The sequence below is a fragment of the Methyloceanibacter sp. genome (assembly GCF_051306395.1).
GTDB lineage: Bacteria > Pseudomonadota > Alphaproteobacteria > Rhizobiales > Methyloligellaceae > Methyloceanibacter.
On the sequence record NZ_JBPPND010000246.1, the window covers coordinates 1 to 18,840 of the forward strand.

General features: G+C 65.7%; 14 protein-coding genes and 1 pseudogene. 10 read left to right on the plus strand and 5 right to left on the minus strand.

The window, feature by feature from the left end; translation table 11 throughout:
• Nucleotides 1-2,260 (plus strand): tetratricopeptide repeat protein (locus ACSLE4_RS12975; protein ID WP_435904858.1); only part of this gene is annotated, 2,260 nt, incomplete at its 5' end.
• Nucleotides 2,261-2,362: 102 nt separating this feature from the next.
• On the opposite strand, the gene ACSLE4_RS12980 is transcribed toward ACSLE4_RS12975, so the two are convergent.
• Entirely contained in the window at nucleotides 2,363-2,653 is a 291-nt protein-coding gene (locus ACSLE4_RS12980; protein ID WP_435904859.1) for a hypothetical protein, read from the minus strand.
• 210 nt (nucleotides 2,654-2,863) lie between these two features.
• On the opposite strand from ACSLE4_RS12980, the gene ACSLE4_RS12985 reads away from it, so the two are divergent.
• Nucleotides 2,864-3,991, plus strand: a complete 1,128-nt coding sequence (locus ACSLE4_RS12985) for a glycosyltransferase family 4 protein (RefSeq protein ID WP_435904860.1) — start codon at nucleotides 2,864-2,866, stop codon at nucleotides 3,989-3,991.
• Here ACSLE4_RS12985 and ACSLE4_RS12990 read toward each other — a convergent pair.
• The 3 genes from ACSLE4_RS12990 to ACSLE4_RS13000 are packed head-to-tail and all read right to left on the minus strand — an operon-like array spanning nucleotide 3,988 to nucleotide 7,900.
• On the minus strand, nucleotides 3,988-4,923 hold the full coding sequence (locus ACSLE4_RS12990) for an NAD-dependent epimerase/dehydratase family protein (protein WP_435904861.1): 936 nt from the start codon (nucleotides 4,921-4,923) through the stop codon (nucleotides 3,988-3,990). The two genes, ACSLE4_RS12985 and ACSLE4_RS12990, sit on opposite strands and share 4 nt — an antisense overlap.
• Nucleotides 4,924-5,931 (minus strand): glycosyl transferase, encoded by a 1,008-nt coding sequence (locus tag ACSLE4_RS12995; RefSeq protein ID WP_435904862.1) that lies wholly within the window; start codon nucleotides 5,929-5,931, stop codon nucleotides 4,924-4,926.
• Nucleotides 5,932-5,935: 4 nt separating this feature from the next.
• The gene (locus ACSLE4_RS13000; protein WP_435904863.1) at nucleotides 5,936-7,900 is read right to left on the minus strand and encodes a polysaccharide biosynthesis protein; all 1,965 of its coding nucleotides are present in this window, start codon (nucleotides 7,898-7,900) and stop codon (nucleotides 5,936-5,938) included.
• 198 nt (nucleotides 7,901-8,098) lie between these two features.
• Between ACSLE4_RS13000 and ACSLE4_RS13005 the strand changes: the two genes are divergently transcribed.
• The 8 genes from ACSLE4_RS13005 to ACSLE4_RS13040 all read left to right on the plus strand — a co-directional run bounded on the left by ACSLE4_RS13005 (nucleotide 8,099) and on the right by ACSLE4_RS13040 (nucleotide 18,616).
• A complete protein-coding gene (locus ACSLE4_RS13005) occupies nucleotides 8,099-9,208 on the plus strand; it encodes a TRAP transporter substrate-binding protein (RefSeq protein ID WP_435904864.1) in 1,110 nt (369 codons plus the stop codon).
• 266 nt (nucleotides 9,209-9,474) lie between these two features.
• On the plus strand, nucleotides 9,475-11,010 hold the full coding sequence (locus ACSLE4_RS13010) for an FAD-binding oxidoreductase (RefSeq protein ID WP_435904865.1): 1,536 nt from the start codon (nucleotides 9,475-9,477) through the stop codon (nucleotides 11,008-11,010).
• Nucleotides 11,007-12,242 (plus strand): glycolate oxidase subunit GlcE, encoded by a 1,236-nt coding sequence (glcE, locus tag ACSLE4_RS13015; RefSeq protein WP_435904866.1) that lies wholly within the window; start codon nucleotides 11,007-11,009, stop codon nucleotides 12,240-12,242. The genes ACSLE4_RS13010 and glcE overlap by 4 nt, the downstream gene beginning before the upstream one ends.
• A gap of 8 nt (nucleotides 12,243-12,250) precedes the next feature.
• Nucleotides 12,251-13,627, plus strand: a complete 1,377-nt coding sequence (gene glcF, locus ACSLE4_RS13020; RefSeq protein WP_435904867.1) for a glycolate oxidase subunit GlcF — start codon at nucleotides 12,251-12,253, stop codon at nucleotides 13,625-13,627.
• 821 nt (nucleotides 13,628-14,448) lie between these two features.
• Nucleotides 14,449-15,963: a histidine--tRNA ligase gene (gene hisS, locus ACSLE4_RS13025; protein WP_435904868.1), complete on the plus strand. Its 1,515-nt coding sequence runs from the start codon at nucleotides 14,449-14,451 to the stop codon at nucleotides 15,961-15,963.
• A 6-nt stretch (nucleotides 15,964-15,969) separates the two neighbouring features.
• On the plus strand, nucleotides 15,970-17,148 hold the full coding sequence (locus ACSLE4_RS13030) for an ATP phosphoribosyltransferase regulatory subunit (protein WP_435904869.1): 1,179 nt from the start codon (nucleotides 15,970-15,972) through the stop codon (nucleotides 17,146-17,148).
• Nucleotides 17,145-17,846, plus strand: coding sequence for an ATP phosphoribosyltransferase (gene hisG, locus ACSLE4_RS13035; RefSeq protein ID WP_435904870.1), 702 nt, complete (start codon nucleotides 17,145-17,147; stop codon nucleotides 17,844-17,846). The genes ACSLE4_RS13030 and hisG overlap by 4 nt, the downstream gene beginning before the upstream one ends.
• A gap of 65 nt (nucleotides 17,847-17,911) precedes the next feature.
• A complete protein-coding gene (locus ACSLE4_RS13040; protein WP_435904871.1) occupies nucleotides 17,912-18,616 on the plus strand; it encodes a histidine phosphatase family protein in 705 nt (234 codons plus the stop codon).
• Nucleotides 18,617-18,620: 4 nt separating this feature from the next.
• On the opposite strand, the pseudogene ACSLE4_RS13045 reads toward ACSLE4_RS13040, so the two are convergent.
• Nucleotides 18,621-18,840, minus strand: a pseudogene (locus ACSLE4_RS13045) (ABC transporter ATP-binding protein/permease); the annotation flags it as partial.

Consider the following 18,840-nt stretch of genomic DNA (forward strand, 5'->3'; position numbering starts at 1 on the left):
CCGCACGCCGTCCAAGCCTGCGGCTCTCGCCCCCGAGAAGCTCGCCTTCGTCGGCAGCGAGACCTGCATCTCCTGCCACCAGGACGCGGGGAAGCTCTGGCATCCCTCGCAGCACGCCCACGCCATGGCGCATGCGCGCGCGGACACGGTGCTCGGGGATTTCGACGACGCCCGTTTCGACTATAACGGCACGACGTCCCGCTTCTTCCGCAAGGACAACAAGTTCTACGTCGAGACCGACGGGCCCGACGGCACGCTTCAGACCTTCGAGGTGAAATACACCTTCGGGCTCGAGCCCTTGCAGCAATATCTCATCGAATTCCCTGACGGACGCCTGCAGGCGCTGTCCATCGCCTGGGACAGCCGCGCCAAGAGTGAGGGCGGCCAGCGCTGGTTCCACCTCTATCCGGACGAGCATATCGGCCACGACGATCCGCTGCACTGGACCAAGCTCAATCAGAACTGGAACTTCATGTGCGCCGAGTGCCACTCGACCGGCGTGGCCAAGAATTACGACCCCAAGACGGATCGCTTCGCGACCACGTGGAAGGAGATCAGCGTCGGCTGCGAGGCCTGTCATGGGCAAGGCTCGGCCCATGTCGCCTGGGCCAGGGATTCCTCGCCTCTTGGCAATAACGACCCGGCCATGGGCCTGCTCGCGCGCTTCGATGAGCGGTCCGGCATCACTTGGACGCGCGATTCCGAAACAGGCCAGCCGCGGCGCAGCGCATCACCGGCGGGTTTGCGCAAAGACGTCGAGATGTGCGGGCGCTGCCATGCGCGGCGCGGGCAGATCTCCGAAGACTTTCTGCCCGGGCGCCCGCTCTCCGACAGCCACGTCGTATCGCTGCTCTCGCGCGGGCTCTATCAGCCGGACGGGCAGATGCTGGACGAGGTCTATAATTATGGCTCGTTCAAGCAGTCCAAGATGTTCGCCGCGGGCGTGACCTGCAGCGACTGCCACGATCCCCATAGCGCAAAATTGCGGGCCAAGGGCGATCAGGTCTGCCTGCAATGCCACGCCGGACGCTACGAGACGGCCTCCCACACCCATCACCAAGGCGAAGCGGCGCCGACTTGCGTCGCCTGCCACATGCCGGCGCGGACCTTCATGGTCGTCGACAAGCGCCACGATCACTCTTTCCGCGTGCCGCGTCCCGATCTCTCCGCCGAACTCGGCACCAACAATGCCTGCACCGATTGCCATACGGACAAATCGGCCGCATGGGCCGCCGCCGCCATCGAGGACTGGTACGGGCCGGACCGCAAAGGCTTTCAGACCTTCGGGCCGGCCTTCCACGCGGCCTGGACCGGCGCGCCGGATGCGGCTTCCGTGCTGGCCGCTGTCGCCGGCGATACGGACACCCCCGCCTTCGTTCGCGCCAGCGCGCTTGAAGAGCTTGTCGCCTTTCCGTCTGCGGCGACCGCCTCCCTGGTGAGGGAGGGGCTCGCCGATCCCGATCCCTTAGTCCGCATCGCCGCGCTCGATCATCTGGATGCGGCGTCCCCGGCGCAGCTTTGGCCGCTTGTGGCGCCGCTCCTCGACGATCCCGTGCGTGGCGTGCGCATCAAGGCGGGCTTCCTGCTGGGTGGCATTGCGAGCCAGAACCTGTCCCGCCACGACCGCGCGCGCCTGGCGACGGCCGAGGCGGAGTTCGTCGCAGCCCAAACCCTCAACGCCGACCGGCCTGAAGCGCGCGCGCTGCTCGGCCGCTACCATGCAAGGCGCGGGGACATGGCGCAGGCGGAAGCCGAGTATCGTGCCGGGCTCGCCTTGAGCCCGCAATTCGCGCCGGCCGCGGTCAACCTCGCCGACCTCTACCGGCAGCTCGGCAAGGATGACGATGGCGTGGCGATCCTGCGGGAGGCGCTTGAAGCCTCGCCGGAGGACGGCGGGCTTCACCACGCGCTCGGGCTCGCGCTGGTGCGCCTCAAGAAATCGGACGAGGCCATCGAGGCGTTGCGCCGCGCCGCGGAGCTTGAGCCGGATCGCGCGCGCTACGCCTATGTCTATGCAGTGCGGCTTGAGTCGGTGGGGCGGCGGCCCGAGGCGATCGCGGTGCTGGAGGAAAGCCTGAAGCGCCATCCGGGCGACCGCGAGAGTTTAAGCGCGCTCATTGCCTTCGCGCGGGCCGAAGGCGATGCGGCAAGCGCGCTCCGCTATGCCGAGCAGCTGGTGAAGATCGAGCCGGACAATCGCGACCTGAAACAGCTGATCGACACCCTGAAGGGCAGGCTCCCCGCGCCAGACGGCGAGTAGGCCGAAGCCGCGGGCATGTTCATGGGGACATGTCATGAGGACGTCACGGCGCGGGTCAGGCCCGTCCGTTCGTCGGCACGATGACGATGGATGGTGCGAAGCCTAGCGGACCCAGGCCGGCGACGGCAGGGTAACACCCGGCCCAGGGATTGGAATCGCATTGCCGTAATCCGAGACGTGGCCAGCGCCCTCGCTGGTGCTGTTATACGGCATGGCCAGCGAATAGCCCTCGAACTGCGGCAGGCTGTAGACCGGGCCGAGACCGTGGAACTCGGCCGCGCTGTCCGGGATATCCTGGTCTTTGCCTTGAATCTCGAACGCATTGACGCCGACCGGCGCCAAAGCCAGTCCGGCGGCGCCGCACAGCGCCAGGACGAGACCGAGATATTTCATGTGTTCCCTCTAAGCCGCTTTTCTCAGCGACCCAATTCTAACGCGATTTGGCGCAAGCCGTCCAGCCGGGGATCGCCCTTCTCCCCGCTGGAGGGCGAAGCGTGGCCGGTCCGCAACACTGGGCCCACACAGGGCTGTTTTCAGGCGATTCAGCGCGGGCGACGCTGTCAGGTTCCGCTCGAGGCCGGGCGCTGATACAAGCGTCGCCTCATGGCACCGCGCATTCTCTATGTCGTCACCGAGGATTGGTATTTCCTCTCGCACCGTCTGCCCATGGCCCGGGCCGCCAAGGCGGCGGGCTTCGAGGTTCATGTCGCCGCCCGCATCAAGGACGGGCGTGCGGGCATCGAGAAGGAAGGCTTCGTGGCGCATCCCCTTGCCTGGAGCCGCGGCAGCCTCTCTTTGCGCGACAGTCTCGCCGCCGTCCGCGAACTGAGGCGGCTGTTCGGGAGCCTAAAACCCGCCATCGTCCACAACGTCGCCTTGAAGCCGGTCCTGCTCGGCACGATGGCAAGCCTGCGCTTAGGGGGCACCGCGGTGGTCAACAGCCTGACCGGTCTCGGCGCGCTGTTCGTCGACGGCGGCGGCTCGAGCAAGCTGACCCGCTGGGTGGTGGAGTTCGCGCTCCGTCATCTCCTCAAACGCGCGCGGAGCTGCACCATCGTGCAGAATCCCGACGACCGAAGCTTTCTCATCGGTCTCGGCGTGCCGGCGGACACGATCGAGATCATTCCCGGCTCCGGCGTCGACATCGGCAACTATCAAGCTCTCCCCGAACCGCCGCCGCCCGTCACGGCCGCCTTTGTCGGACGCATGCTGCGCCACAAGGGCGTCATGACCCTGATCGAGGCTTATCGGCGCGCGACCGGCCGCGGCGTGAAGTTTCGCCTGCTCTTGGCCGGCGATTGCGATCCGGAAAACCCGGGGTCGCTTGCGCCCGAGCAACTGCGCGAATTCGCATCCGCCTACGGCATCGTCTGGCTCGGCCATGTCACCGACATCGGCGAGGTCTGGCGCCAGGCGCATTTTGCCGTTCAGCCGTCGCGCGGCGGCGAAGGCTTGCCCAAGAGCCTGCTTGAGGCAGCGGCTTGCGGCCGCGCCATGGTGGCGACCGACGTGCCCGGCTGCCGGGAGATCGCGATTCCCGACGAGACCGGCATTCTCGTGCCGGTGGACGATGCGGATGCGCTGGCAAAAGCGATGCTGCGTCTCGCCGAAGACGAGAGCTTGCGCGAGCGCTTCGGCAAGGCGGCCCGCCACCTCACCGAGACGAAGTTTTCGTCCCGTGCCATCGGCCAGGAGACCGTGGCCCTCTATAACCGTCTGATCGGGCGCTAGGCGCCTGCGCCGTTCTCCGCGCGCATCATGCGCACGATGCCGGCATGGGTTTCGATGCTTGGCTGCCAGCCGGTCGCCATCAGCTTCGACGCATCGATCACGAAACGGCCGGAGACCCGCTCCCAATCGGCTTCGCGGCCAAACGACTTCATCATGCGCTTGACCGCGCCTTGCGGCACCTTCACGAGGTGAGGGGGCTTGCCGAGCCCCTCGCGCATGGCGCTCACCATGTCCGCGACGCTGATCGGCTTGGCGTCGGCCACGAGATAGGTCTCGCCTTCCGCTTGCGGCGCCTCCAGTACATGCGCCACCGCCGAGACCAGGTTCTCCAGCGCCAGCAGGGAACGTTCGTTGTCGAGCCCGCCGAAAGGAAGTGGCATTGGCGTCTTGGCGATGGTGGCGAGCGCGGCGATGTTGCCTTTCACGCCCTTGCCGTAGACCACGGCCGGGCGCAGCACCGTGTAGCCCACCCCGCTCGCGGCCAGCAGCCGCTCTGCCTCAAGTTTGGAGCGGCCGTAAACGTCGGTCGGTTCCGGGGCGTCCGCCTCGGTGATGGTGTGCTCCGCCGAAATCCCCACTTGGGCGCGCACCGACGACATCAGCACGAGCCGCTCGACCTTGCCCTTGGCTTGCTGCGCCAGTGTGCCGACGGCCTCCGTGTTGATTTGCGTGTAGACGTCGTCGGGAAGGGCGCCAGGCGCGTGCGCGATTCCGGCGAGATGGACGACGTGACTCACGTTGGCCAGCAGCGGCGACCAGTCGAGGGAGCCGACGAGATCGGGTATCGCCACCCGTTCCACGTCGCTTGCGGCGATGATGCGGGCGGGGTCGCGCGCCGCCGCCCGCACCGCGTGACCTTGTTTGGCCAGCGCCGTGACGAGCGCCTTACCGATGAAGCCAGAGGCTCCGGTGATGAGAACGCGTTTCGTCATTCAGCGCCCTCGTGAGAAGTTGAACAGAACGAACCACACGCCGGCGAGACCCATCAAGAACGCGCTGATATCCACGGCTAGCGTTCGCGCCAGGGCCGCCGCAATTGCCAGCGTCATTAGCCACAGCCCGAGCCAGAACACCCTTGTGGTGACCTGCGGCACGCGCAAACCTTGCGTCACCGCACGCTGGTAGAAATGCGAGCGATGCGCCGAGAACACCCGCTCGCCGTTCCGCAAGCGGCGAAAAAGAGTCACCGTGGCGTCGGCGAGCGTATAGAGCGCCAGCAGGATGGCGGAAACGATATGCGCCTCCGCCACGTAGATAAGCACGTAGGCGAGCACCAGGCCGATCGGCAGGCTGCCCGCGTCGCCGAGGAATATCTGCGCCGGGTGCTTGTTGAACACCGCGAAGCCGAGCATCGCGCCGAGCAGGGCCAGCGCCAAGACCCCGATGCTGACCGGTACCACCCCGAGCCCGCACAGGATCGCCGCGCCGAGCGTCATGGGCACGACCTGGGCGACGGTCATCCAATCGAGGCCGTCCAGAAAGTTGATGGCGTTCACGAAGCCGACCACGCCGATCACCAACAGCGCGCGCTCCACGCCGAGCGGCAAGAGATCCGGCAGCAAGCGGAAGTCTGGCGACAGCAGCAGCACGACACCGAGGGCAACGAGCGCTTGTGCCAGCAGGCGCGACGACACGGCGAGCGCATGGGCGTCGTCCAGCCCGCCGACCGCGGTCAGCACGGCCGCGCCCACCAGTACGGGGATCAGGCTGGGCGGCGGCATCGTGGCGAACAGCAGGAGAGCCACGCACACCGCAAGCAGCGCGCCCATCACCCCGTACCCTGCGCCTTCCGGCGTGGCGGTCTTATGCGAGGAGCGTTCGTTGGGATGAGACAGCAGGTGACGGCCGAGCAGGGGCTTCAGCAGGAAGATCAGTCCCGCGCTCAAGGCGGCGCTGGCGGTCACGACGGCGACGCAGGAAACGAAATCGGCCTCGAACATAGGCTCAGTGCAGCGTCCGTGATGCCGGCTGCCACTCGTCCTTGCCGGCCGCGACGGCGTGAACCGCGCCTGCCGGCACGTAGCCTTCCACGGTGGTGCGCAGCATGTCCTGGAGTTCGGCGATGTCCACCTGCTGTATGGCGTCCTCGACCCGCTCTAACGCCGCGAGCAATTCCTCGTAGGGCAGGATGGGCTCCGAGGTCTTGAAGATGCGCGGGTGGTTGGTGCCGGTGGCATTCTCGCCGATGAGCAGCTCCTCGAAGAGCTTCTCGCCGGGCCTCAAGCCCACATATTCGATATCCACGTCGCCGTCGGGGTGGCCTTCGTCCCGCACGTCGAGCCCGGAGAGACGGATCATGGTGCGGGCGAGATCGTCGATTTTCACCGGGATGCCCATCTCCAGCACGAACACCTCGCCGCCGGCCGCCATGGCGCCGGCCTGAATGACAAGTTGTGCGGCTTCCGGGATCGACATGAAGTAGCGGATCACCTCGGGGTGGGTCACGGTCACCGGGCCGCCGGCCCGGATTTGGTTGCGGAACAACCGGACCACGGAGCCCGACGAGTCGAGCACATTGCCGAACCGCACCATGGTGAAGATGGTGCCGCCATTGTCCACGGCGAGCGCCTGCAAGATCAGCTCGGCGAGACGCTTGCTCGCGCCCATGATGTTGGTCGGCCGCACCGCCTTGTCGCTCGAGATCAGCACGAAGCGCTCGACCCCAAGCTCCTTGGCGGCTTCCGCCACCACCAGCGTGCCGAAAGTGTTGTTCTGCAATCCGGCGAACGGGTTCAGCTCGACGATCGGAACGTGCTTGTAGGCGGCGGCGTGATAGATCACCTCAACACCGTAAGTCTCGATCGTGCGCGTCACGAGCTTGCGGTCGAGCACCGAGCCAAGGATTTGCATCACGGTCGTCACGGCCCCGGCGCCATCGCCCTCTTTTTGCAGGCGCCGCTGTATGTCCTCGATCTCCAGCGAGATTTCGTACAGAGCCGCTTCCGAGACGTCGAACAGGACGAGCGTCTTTGGGCCGAGCCGCAGTAGCTGGCGGCTAAGCTCCGAGCCGATGGAGCCGCCCGCGCCGGTGATCATCACGGCCTTGCCGTGGACTTGCGCGGTCAGCAGCTCCAGGTCGGGAGCCACCGGATCGCGGCCGAGAAGGTCCTCGACGTCGATCGGCCGCAGATCGCTCACCTCCACCCGGCCCGAGGCGATCTCCTCTAGCGCCGGCAGCGTCTTGACCGTCACCGGGAAGGCTTCGAGCGCCTTCAAGGCAACGCGGCGTTCGCCGCGCAATGCCGAGGGCGTCGCGAGCAGAACCTCATCCACGCTTTCATCGGCGATGACCTTGCCGATCTTCTCGGGTCGCAGCACCTTGACGCCGTGCACCACCTGGCCGGCCAGCGAAGTGTTGGAGTCGATGAAGGCGACGGGGCGGTAGCCACCCGTCTCGTTCAGTGCGCGGAGCAGTTGGATGCCGATTGGGCCGGCGCCGTAGATGATGACGTTCTTCCGCTGATCGGAACGGATGGGCTTGAATTGGGGCGCGGCCTTGAGCAGCGACGAGGCAGCCCATTGCCGGCTGAGGCGGATGAGGCCGGCGGCGATCAAGGCATAGATCACGACGACGGAACGCGGCTGCCCCTTGATGCCGCTCATCAGGACGATGAGCGCCCAAAGCACTGCGGCGATGAACACCGCCGCATAGATCTGGGTGGTGCCTTCAGGACCGATGAAGCGGGTCACGAGCTTGTAGAGCCCGCGCCAATAGAACACGAGGACGCCGACCACGGGCGCGGCCAGCATGAGCAGGAAAACTTCCCAGGTCTCGGGCACGTAAAACTGGCTAAGGCGCAAGGAATAGGCGCCCCACAACGCAATGGCGAGCATCGCGAAGTCGTTCACGATCAGAAGCGTCCGCTTGAACCAGCGGTGGCGCTCGATCAGCCAAACGGCGAGATTCATACGGCCGACCCCGTACCAGGCCCTGGGCCTAGTCTAAGAACTTCATGCACATTGGGAAAGTGCGCTGAACCATAGCCGAAGGCTTACCCAAACGGAAGCAAGGGGATGGACCCGGGCCTCAAGACTTTCCCACACGGGCTTGAGGTCGCTAGGCCTTCCGGTCAAGCTCCGGCCCGAGTTTCCAGGCACGACGAGGGCATGACAAAGCTGGCAGCCATAAGCATTCACGCGGGGATTCAGGCGGCGCTGCTCGCCGTCTTCCTTCACGCGAGCGTAGCCGCGGCGGACACCGTCACGCTGGTCACGCCCATGGTCTATGGAACGCACCTCCCGGGCCTGGGCGCGCCCGCGCGGCAGCTTGCCAAAGCGCTGGAGGAGCGGTCGAAAGGCACCCTGCGGCTCGATCTGAAAGAGCCGGGCGACGGCACGGTGCCCCACGAGATCCTCGACAAGGTCTCGGACGGCAAGGTCGATGCCGGCTTCGCCACGGCGGGCTTCTGGGCCGCGAAAGTGCCGGCGGCGAGCCTCTTCGGCGGCTATCCCTTCGGCCCGGACGCCCAGGGCTACCTCGCTTGGTTCAATCGGGGCAACGGCCGGGCGCTCTATCAAGAGATGTACGACCAGGCGAAGGTGAAGGTGCATGTCATTCCATGCGGCTTCGGCGGCGCCGAGGCGGGCGGCTGGTTCGCCAAGGAGATCACCTCCAAGGAGGACATCCAGGGCTTGCGCATGCGCATCTTCGGGCTGGGAGCGCGGGTAGTGTCGCGGCTCGGCGCCGTGCCGGTGCTCGTGCCGGGAAGCGGCCTCTTCCAAGCCTTCGACGACGGCAAGATCGATGCCGCCGAAGTCTATACGCCCGCGGTCGACCGCACGCTCGGCCTGCAAGACGTGGTCAAGCACCTTTACATGCCCGGCTGGCACCAGCCCGCCACCGTGTTCGAGCTTCTCATCAACCAGGAGCGTTGGGCGACGCTCGGGCCCGAGCGTCAGGCGCTGCTCGAGACCACGTGCGGCGAGAGGCTTCAGACGACGCTCTCCCAAAGCGCGAGCTTGCAAGCTTCGGCGCTTGCCGCCTTGACCAACCAGGACGGGGTGCGCGTGCTGCTCTGGCCGGACGGCGTGCTCGAAGCCTCGCGCGAGGCCTGGGGCGAGATCGCCCGGGAAGAGGGCGTGCGCGACTACTTTTTCAAGGAGGTGCTGGAAGACATCGAGAGGTTCGAGACGGGCGCCGAACAAACCCGGCTGGGGCCGGCGCCTCAAGCCGTGGAGCCGGCGGCTGCGGCCGGGAACCAGCCCGCCGCGCGCTGACCCGCTATTTCGGCGTCTTCAGATAGACGATAAGCTGCCCAGCCAGGAGTTTTTGCCCCTTTTGGGGCCCGTTCTTGTAAGGGTGCCGGGAGCCCGGAAGGGCCGCCTGGCAACACCGTAACTCGGAGCGCCATGAAGCGTTCCACATTGAGCCCTATTAGGGCGCGGCCGGCATGCCCGTATTGCCCGCATCCTGCGCCCATGCGAAAGACTAGCCGGAGCTCTTTGACCCAAATGGCCACTCTCGACGGCTTGGAGCCGCACACATGTCCCCACTGATCCTTCCCGATCCGGACCGCGGGGTTACCTCCCGGCGGAACGACATCGTGAAGCAGCTCAAAAGGTTGGTGCCGGAGGCGACTCTCATCGCCGACGAGGAGGGATGCCGCACATTCGAATGCGACGCGCTGACCGCCTATCGCTGCCTGCCGCTTGCCGTCGTCTTGCCGAGCAGCACCGAGGAAGTCTCGGCGATCTTGCGCTTCTGCCACGACAACCACGTCAAGGTGGTACCGCGCGGGGCGGGGACCTCGCTCGCCGGCGGCGCCCTGCCGCTGGAAGACGCGGTCGTGCTCTGCCTGTCGCGCATGAACAAGGTGATCGAGATCGACCCCTTGAACCGTGTGGCGCGGGTCGAGGCGGGCCTTACCAACATCGCCATCACCGAGGCCGCATCGAAATACGGCTTCTTCTACGCGCCCGACCCGTCGAGCCAGATCGCTTGCACCGTGGGCGGCAACATCGCCACAAATTCCGGCGGCGCGCATTGCCTGAAATACGGCGTCACCGTCAATAACCTGCTCGGTGTGCGCATGGTCATGATGGATGGCGAGATCGTCGACTTCGGCGGCAAGCATCTGGACGCGCCGGGCTACGACTTCTTGCCGTTGATCGCCGGCTCCGAAGGCCAGCTTGGCGTCGTCACCGAGGCCACTGTGCGTTTGCTCGCCGCCCCCGAAGGTTCAAAGCCCATCCTGATCGGCTTCGACTCAACCGAAGCCGCCGCGTCCTGCGTTGCGGCTATCATCGCCGCCGGCATCGTGCCCGTGGCCATCGAGTTCATGGATCGTCCGGCCATCCATGTCTGCGAACATTTCGTGCCCGCCGGCTATCCGCTCGACGCCGAGGCCGCGCTGATCGTCGAGGTGGAAGGCTCCGAGGACGAGATCGAATACCTCCTGGAGAAGGTCGAGGACATCGCCCGCGACTTCCTGCCGACGAGCCTGCGCCGTAGCCAGAGCGCGGAAGAGACCGCGCTGATCTGGAAGGGCCGCAAGGCGGCGTTCGGCGCCATCGGCCAGATCTCCGACTACATCTGCATGGACGGCGTCATCCCGCTGTCCCAATTGCCCAAGGCCCTGGACGAGATCGGCTGGATCTGCCGCAAATACCGCTTCGACGTGGCCAACATCTTCCACGCGGGCGACGGCAATCTCCATCCGCTCATTCTCTATAACGCCAACGATTCCGTGCAGCTCGAGCGCGTGGAGCTGTGCGGCGGCGAGATCTTGAAGCTCTGTGTCGAGCTTGGCGGCTGCCTGACCGGCGAGCACGGCGTCGGCATCGAAAAGCGCGAATTGATGTACGAGCAGTTCACCGACGAGGACATCGACCAGCAGGTGCGCATCAAGGAGGAGTTCGATCCTTCCTGGCTGCTCAACCCCGGCAAGGTGTTTCCCATCGAGGGCCGGGACGCGCAGAAGATGCGCAGCATCGAGCTGACCGATCTTGGCCCCGAGAGGGAGGCCGGCGTTGAGGTCGCGATCGAGGCCGAACTGGTGGAAGGACACGACGTCCCGTGACCGGTTCCATGCGCCTCGGCTTCCACGCTCCCGAAACCGAAGAGGAGCTTGCCGCCCTCGTCTTCGAGGCGGCCGAGACGCGCACCCCTTTGGAGATCATGGGCAAGGGCACCAAGCGCGAGCTGGGGCATCCGGTGGGGGCTGGCGCCGTGGTGAGCAGCGAGACCATGTCCGGCGTGTCGCTCTACGAGCCGACGGAGCTGGTAATGGTCGCCAAGGCCGGCACGCCGCTTGCCGAAATCGAGGCCAAGCTCGCCGAGAACGATCAGGAGCTTCCGTTCGAGCCCGTCGATCTTGCCCCGGTCCTGGGTTACGAGCCCGGTGACGGCACGATCGGCGGCGTGATCGCCACCAACATTTCCGGCAGCCGCCGCATCCTCAAAGGCGCCGCGCGCGACCATGTGCTCGGTATCCGGGCCGTCAACGGCCGCGGCGAGGTGATCAAGGCGGGCGGCCGCGTCATGAAGAACGTCACGGGTTACGACGTCGGCCGCACGCTGGCCGGCTCCTGGGGCACGCTCGCGATCATGACCGAGATCTCACTCAAAGTGTTGCCCGCCCAGCGCGAGACCCGCACGATTGTCTGCTTCGGCCTGACCGACCAGACGGCGGTCGAGGCGCTGTGCATCGCCATGGGCACGCCCTACGAGGTCTCCGGCGCGCTGCACATCCATGCGGACCTCGCCGCGCGTCTCTCCGACGAGGAGATCGCCGGCGCCGAAAACCCGGTCACCGCGATCCGGGTCGAGAATTTTCCGTCTTCGGCCCGCTATCGGGCAAACAGTCTGCGCCAGGCGCTGCTTGCCTATAGCCCGGCGCTGGAACTCGACGGCGAACGCAGCAAGACGTTCTGGAACGACATCCGCACGCTGAAGATGTTTCAGGACAAGCCCAACCCGCTGTGGCGCGTCTCCACCGCGCCGACCCAAGCCGCCAAGCTCGTCGGCAATCTGTCGCGCAAGATCGACGCCCGGGTGGTCTATGACTGGTCGGGTGGCCTGATCTGGATCGAGACGCCGCCCTTGACCGACGCCGGCGCGGTCGATATTCGCCGCCAGCTTGCCGAACTCGGCGGTCACGCCACCTTGATCCGCGCCGACGACGCGACCCGTGCCGGCATCGACGTGTTCCAGCCGCTCGAGCCGCAACACGCGATTCTCTCGGCCAAGCTGAAGCACGCCTTCGATCCGCTCGGCATTTTCAATCCGGGCCGTATGTATCGGGATATGTAGCAAGCGCCATGCAGACCAATTTCAACGCCCTCCAGCTTAGCGACCCGACGATCGAGCGCGCCGACGAGATTCTGCGCCGCTGCGTCCATTGCGGGCTGTGCACGGCGACTTGCCCCACCTACGTGCTGACGGGCGACGAGCGCGACAGCCCGCGCGGCCGCATCTATCTGATGAAGCAGATGTTCGAGGGCCGCGATGTGACCAACACGACGGTGCATCACATCGACCGCTGCCTCTCCTGTCTCGGCTGCATGACCACCTGCCCGAGCGGGGTCGACTATATGCATCTCGTCGATCTTGCCCGCGTGCGCATCGAGCAGCGTGGCCACCGCGGCGCCAACCAGCGCACCATGCGCTGGTTCCTGAGCCGCGTGCTGCCGAACCCCAACCGGTTCAAGGCCATGCTGGTGTTCGGCTGGTTCTTGAAGCCCTTCCGCAATCTCATCGCCAAGATGGGCATGCTCCGTATCGCGGCCGCCCTTGAGCTGGTGCCGCCGGGCGCGCTCAAGCTCAAGATCCTGAAGCCAAAATCCGCGCTCAATCCCAAGGCGCCGCAGCCCAAGCGCGTGGCGATCATGCTGGGCTGCGTGCAGGAGGTGCTGGCGCCGCAGATCAATCACGCGGCGATCCGGCTGCTCCGCCGGCACGGCATCGATGTCGTGGTGGTGAAGGATGAAGGCTGCTGCGGCGCGCTCTCGCATTCTCTCGGGCGGGAAGAGGAGGCGCGGTCCCATGCGCGCCACAATATCGATGCTTGGACCGCGGTGATGCGCGAGCGCCTGCTCGACGGCATCATTCTCACGGCCGGCGGCTGCGGCACCATGCTCAAGGACTACGGCAATCTGCTCGCGCGCGACCGCGGCTATGCGGAGCGTGCGGAATATGTCTCAGGCCTCGCCCGCGACGTCACCGAGTTCCTGGATGAGATCGGCCTCAATCCCCCGGTCATGTGGACCGGGCTGAAAGTGGCCTATCACTCCGCCTGTTCGCTTCAGCACGGGCAGAAGCTCGATGAGCTGCCGCGCGCGCTCCTGGAGCAGGCGGGCTACACGCTCACCGACATTCCTGAGGGCCATCTGTGCTGCGGCTCGGCCGGCGCCTACAACATCATGGAGCCGGAACTGGCAGGCCAGCTCCGCGACCGCAAGCTCAAGAACATCGACAGCATCAAGCCTGACGTCATCGTCACTGGCAATATCGGCTGCATGAGCCAGCTCAAGACCGGCACGGATGTGCCGTTCGTTCATACGGTGGAGTTGCTCGACTGGGCCACGGGCGGTCCGTGCCCGCCGGCGCTGTCCAAGATGAAGAACGCCGCCCATCCCATCGAGGCCCTTGTGGAGATGGCCAAGATGAGCGCCAAGGAACGCGAGCTGGCCGACTAGGCCGTCCCGCTTCAAGTTCTGCTGGATCCCGCTCGTCCCCGCGAAGGCGGGGACCCAGCATGTATTTTTTCTCTGGATTCCCGCTTCAGCGGGAATGAGCGGTGGTAACGAAGGGCCGCACTTATCCCCGCCTTATGCCCGCCCGCGAAACCTGCCGTACAATGCCTCCACCTCGTCCGTTGAAGGGCGCTTTCGCGAGGCGTGCGTTGAGGCGGGACGGGGTGCGGCGCCTGCGGGTCTCTTTCGCAAGGAGACCTCCGGGCGGCGCCGGAGCCACCCCCCGGGGCTACTACGAGCCCCCGCGAGAAGCTCGCTGGGATTTGGCTTCTTGGTGCGCTACCGCGCTTCGCGCTACTTGAGCGCGATTGCGGGATGCGCATCGAGGAACAATGAGAAGCGGGGCCCGGCGTCGTAACCGCCGCGATTGGCGCGCCGGAAGGCGCACGCGCGATCTTCGGATCGCGACACCGACTACGGACTGCGCTTTTCGGCGCGCCATCCCCCTTCGATCTCGAGGGGGAAGAAAGGAGCAAACCCCGGATGCATGCGCATCGCGGCAAGGACATCGCTTGCCCACTCACTTTCGTCACCCCCGGGCTTGTCCCGGGGGTCCAATTGGGCGGAGCATCGGGTGAGGACTCACTATTGGATGGCCACCCGGGTCCGGCTTCGCCGGCCCGGGCGCAGGCTCAAGACAAGCCCGGCCATGACGATGGAAAGGGGAGGCACGGCCCTGTCGTCGTCCCCCTTGCTTGCTGGGCCGGGATCGATGGGCTAGAACGCGGCGGCTGGAACCCCTCTAGACTCAGCCGAAATCCTCCATGACCAAGCAAGATGAAAGCCCTCGGCCAGAGGCCCGACTGCCGAAGGGTTTGCAGGACACAGCCGCGCCGGAAATCCGCGCCACGGAGTCGATGCTCGCCACCATCAAGTGCGTGTTCGAGCGTTACGGCTTCGAGCCGCTGGATACCCCGGCCATCGAATATACCGACGCACTCGGCAAGTTCTTGCCCGACCAGGACCGGCCTAATGAGGGCGTGTTCTCCTTCCAGGACGAAGACGAGCAATGGCTGTCGCTGCGCTACGACCTGACCGCGCCGCTCGCCCGCTACGTGGCGGAGAACTTTCAAAACCTGCCCAAGCCCTTCCGCCGCTATCAGGTGGGGCCGGTGTGGCGCAACGAAAAGCCGGGCCCAGGACGCTTCCGCCAATTCATGCAGTTCGACGCCGACACGGTGGGTGCGCCGTCGGTCGCGGCGGACGCGGAGCTGTGCATGCTCGCCGCCGACACGCTCGAGACGCTCGGCATCCCGCGCGGCGACTACGTGGTGAAGGTGAACAACCGCAAAGTTCTCGACGGCCTGTTGGAGAGTGCTGGTCTGAGCGTAGGGGATACACACACTCGGCTCGCCGTTCTGCGATCAATCGATAAGTATGATCGACTGGGAGATGAGGGAGTTCGTGCGCTTCTCGGGAAAGGACGCAAAGACGAGAGCGGTGACTTCACGAAGGGCGCCGGACTGCAAGAGAAGCAGATAGATCTAATCTGCGGGTTCCTTTTCGCAAAAGGCTTGCGTCGTTTCGAACAGGAAGGGGCGTATTCAAACATCAATACGATTGTTGGTCTCTCCGCCGCGCTGGGGTCTTCGTCAATTGCCGAGGAGGCAATCAGCGAGTTGGAAGGACTACTCAACCTGGTAGAAAGTGCGGGCTACGGTCCCGAACAAATACAGTTTGACGCTTCAGTCGTGCGCGGCCTCGAATACTACACCGGCCCCGTGTTCGAGGCGGAGCTGACGCCGTCCATCGTCGACGAGCGTGGGCAGACCATTCGCTTGGGCTCGGTTGTGAGCGGTGGCCGCTATGACGGCCTCGTCGAGCGCTTCACCGGCGAGAAGGTCCCGGCCACCGGAATCTCGGTCGGCGTGTCGCGGCTCCTGTTCGGCCTTCAGCTTCTTGGCAAGTTCAAGGGCGACGCGGTGCTAGGCCCCGTGGTCGTGCTCGTCTTCGACAAGGATCGCATGGCCGACTATCAGAAGATGGTGCAGGCGCTTCGCAACGCGAACATCCGCGCCGAGCTCTATCTCGGCTCGTCGGGCATGAAGGCGCAGATGAAATACGCCGACAGACGCGGTAGCCCCTGCGTCGTCATTCAGGGCGGCGACGAGAAGGAACGCGGCGAGGTGCAGATCAAGGATCTTGTGCTTGGGGCCGGTGTCACCCCTGTCGACGACCGCGAGGAATACCTCAAGCATCAGGCCGAGGCTCAGTTCCCGGCGCCCGAAGCAGACCTCGTCGCGGCTGTTAAGAAAGTCCTCGCCCGTCACGGGGCATAACCAGCCATGGTCGCTGAATCGGCAAAAGCATTCGAGGCTCTCGAAGCCCAGGCGCGGGCGTTGCTCGACCTGTTCGCGCGCGCGGGCTACGAGCCGGTCGCGCCGGCCATCATCCAGCCGGCAGGCGTGTTCCTCGACCAGGTCGGCGAGCAGGTGAGATCGCGCACCTATGTGTTCACCGACCTTGCCGGCGAGGAGCTGTGCCTCAGGCCGGACCTCACGGTGCCGGTGTCGCGGCTCTATTTGGAGCGCCACCCGGACGCAGGCGCCCAGGCCCGCTATTGTTACAACGGCCCCGCCTTCCGCTTTCAGCCCCTCGGCCCCAGCGCCACGCACCCGCGCGAGTTCCGCCAGGCCGGTATCGAGTGTTTCGGCGCGCCCGACAAGGAGAGCGCCGATGTCGAGGTGCTGCTGCTCGCGGTCGAGGCGGTGAAGAGCGCAGGCCTCAGAGAATATTGGCTGCGCTTCGGCGACATCGCGCTGTTCTACGCGCTGATCGATGCGCTGCAACTGCCCGAGCGCTGGCGTCTCAAGCTGCGTCACTATTTCTGGCGCCCGCCCGTGTTCCACGCGCTGCTCGCCCGTCTGGCAAAGGGCGAACGGCCCGACTCGGATGGTCTCGCTGGCGCGCTTGCCGAAAAGCTTGCGGGTGAAACGCAAGAGGCCGCCGAGGAGACCGTCGCCGCCTACCTCGATCGCAAAGGCATCCCCCTCGCGGGTAACCGCTCCTTGCGCGAGATCGCCACGCGGCTGCTGGATCACGCCGCCGACCTTCGCGCCGCCCCGCTGCCCAAAGAGGTGGCGACCGTGATCGACTATTACCTGGCCGTCTCCGCAGCCCCGCGCGAGGCAACCGAGAAGATCGCCATGATCGCTAAGGGGGCGGGCCTCGATATCGACCCCGGGCTCGATGCCGTCTTGCGCCGGTTCGACCGGCTGGAGCGGGACGGCATCGATCTCACCCGCGCCACCTTCGCCACCGAGTTCGGCCGCAAGCTCGAATATTACTCAGGCCTCGTGTTCCAGGTGGAGGCCGCGGGCCTGGACGAGAACGAGCCGGTCGCCGGCGGCGGGCGCTACGACAATCTTCTCGCCGCGCTCGGCGCGCCGCGCGACGTGCCGGCCGTGGGCTCGGCCATTCACACCGAGCGTCTGCTTGCCGCGGTGGAAAAGGTCTCGCCATGACCGCGCCAGCGCTCGTCATCGCCGTGCCATCCAAGGGACGGCTAAAGGAAAAGGCCGCCGAACTGTTCGAGCGGGCGGGCTACCCGTTGCGCGTGAAGGGGCACGAGCGCGGCTATCGCGGCCAGCTCGAAGGTTTCGGGGACGTGGAGGTGGAATACACCTCCGCCGCCGAGATCGTGCATCAGCTCAAGGCAGGCCGCGTGCATCTCGGTATCACCGGCGAGGACCTGGTGCGCGAAACGCTCACCGACGTTGACGGCACCATCGAGTTTCTTACGCCGCTGAGCTTCGGCTATGCGGACGTGATCGTCGCCGTGCCGGAATGCTGGCTCGACGTGTCGCGCATGGCGGACTTGGAAGATGTGGCCGAGCAGTTCGCCCGGGCCCACGGCCGCCGTCTGCGCGTCGCCACCAAATATATGAACCTGACGCGGCGCTTCTTCGCCAAGAAGGGCGTGACCGGCTACCGTATCGTCGAGAGTGTCGGCGCCACCGAGGCGACGCCCGCCACCGGCACGTCTGAGCTGATCGTCGATATCACCACCACCGGCACCACGCTGAGGGCGAACCACCTCAAAGTGCTGGACGACGGCCTGATCCTGAAGTCGCAGGCGCATCTGCTGGCGGCCAAAGGCGCCGCCTGGGAGCCACGGGCCACCGAACTGCGCGCGAAAATCGTTTCGGCTCTCTCAACCTAAAGAGACGTAAGTTCACCGCGAGGTGAATGGCGATCGAGCGCGCGAGCGGCTAGTCTCCGGCCGCCATGTGGATTCGTCTTGCCATCTCCGCGGCTCTGCTTGCCGCGTCCGTCACCGCCGCGTTCGCCGCCCCATCGCGCATCGTCATCCTGCGTGGGGGCGAAACGGCCGATGATTGGAAGCTCTGCGAGACCGGCCAACAGCGGGCGCAAGCGCTGAAATACAATTATCTCGGCAAAGACGCCGCCAAGTCGCTGTTCACCGAGGACGCGCCGCCCGCTTTCTTCTTCGCCATGACCCTCCATACGGCCGAACTCGCCGCGCCCGCAGTCCAGAGCTGGAACAAGCCGGTCATCTTCTATTCGGCGCTGCCCCAGGACAACGAAAAGGCCTTCACCGAGCTCTTGCACGACCGCACGCGTGAGGCGGCCGGGAACATCCTCAACAACCCGGCCCTCAAGGGGAAGACCGTCGTGATGGTCTGGGAGCACAAGCACATTGCCGACAAGGTGCTCGACGACAAATATCAGCGGGAGGCGGCGGTGACGCTGCGGCAGCTTTTCCATCTCGACATTCTGCCGGGCGTGCCGCGCCAATGGCCGGAGGATAACTACGACTATTTCTGGATCGTCGATTTTCCGAAGAACTCCAATGTCCCGTCCAAGTTCGAGATGGTGAAACAGGAGTTTGGCAAGTCCTTCCCCAACGTCCCGGCCAATGACTGGGGCGAACCGAATGGCCTCGACGCCAACAGCGGCTGCGAGAAGTGAGGTCCTAGGCCACGGCTTTCGGCGCCTGTTGCGCCTCGGCGAGACGGTGGCGCCCGTCCTCTTCCGGCGACAGCTTGAAGAACCGGCCGTGGAATTCGTTGAGGCTCGAACGGTGACCGATCGAGACGATGGCCGACTCCGGCAACCGTTCCAGCAGAAGCCGGTAAAGCGTGGCCTCGGAGTCCTCGTCCAGTGCGCTCGTCGCTTCGTCCAGGAACAGCCAT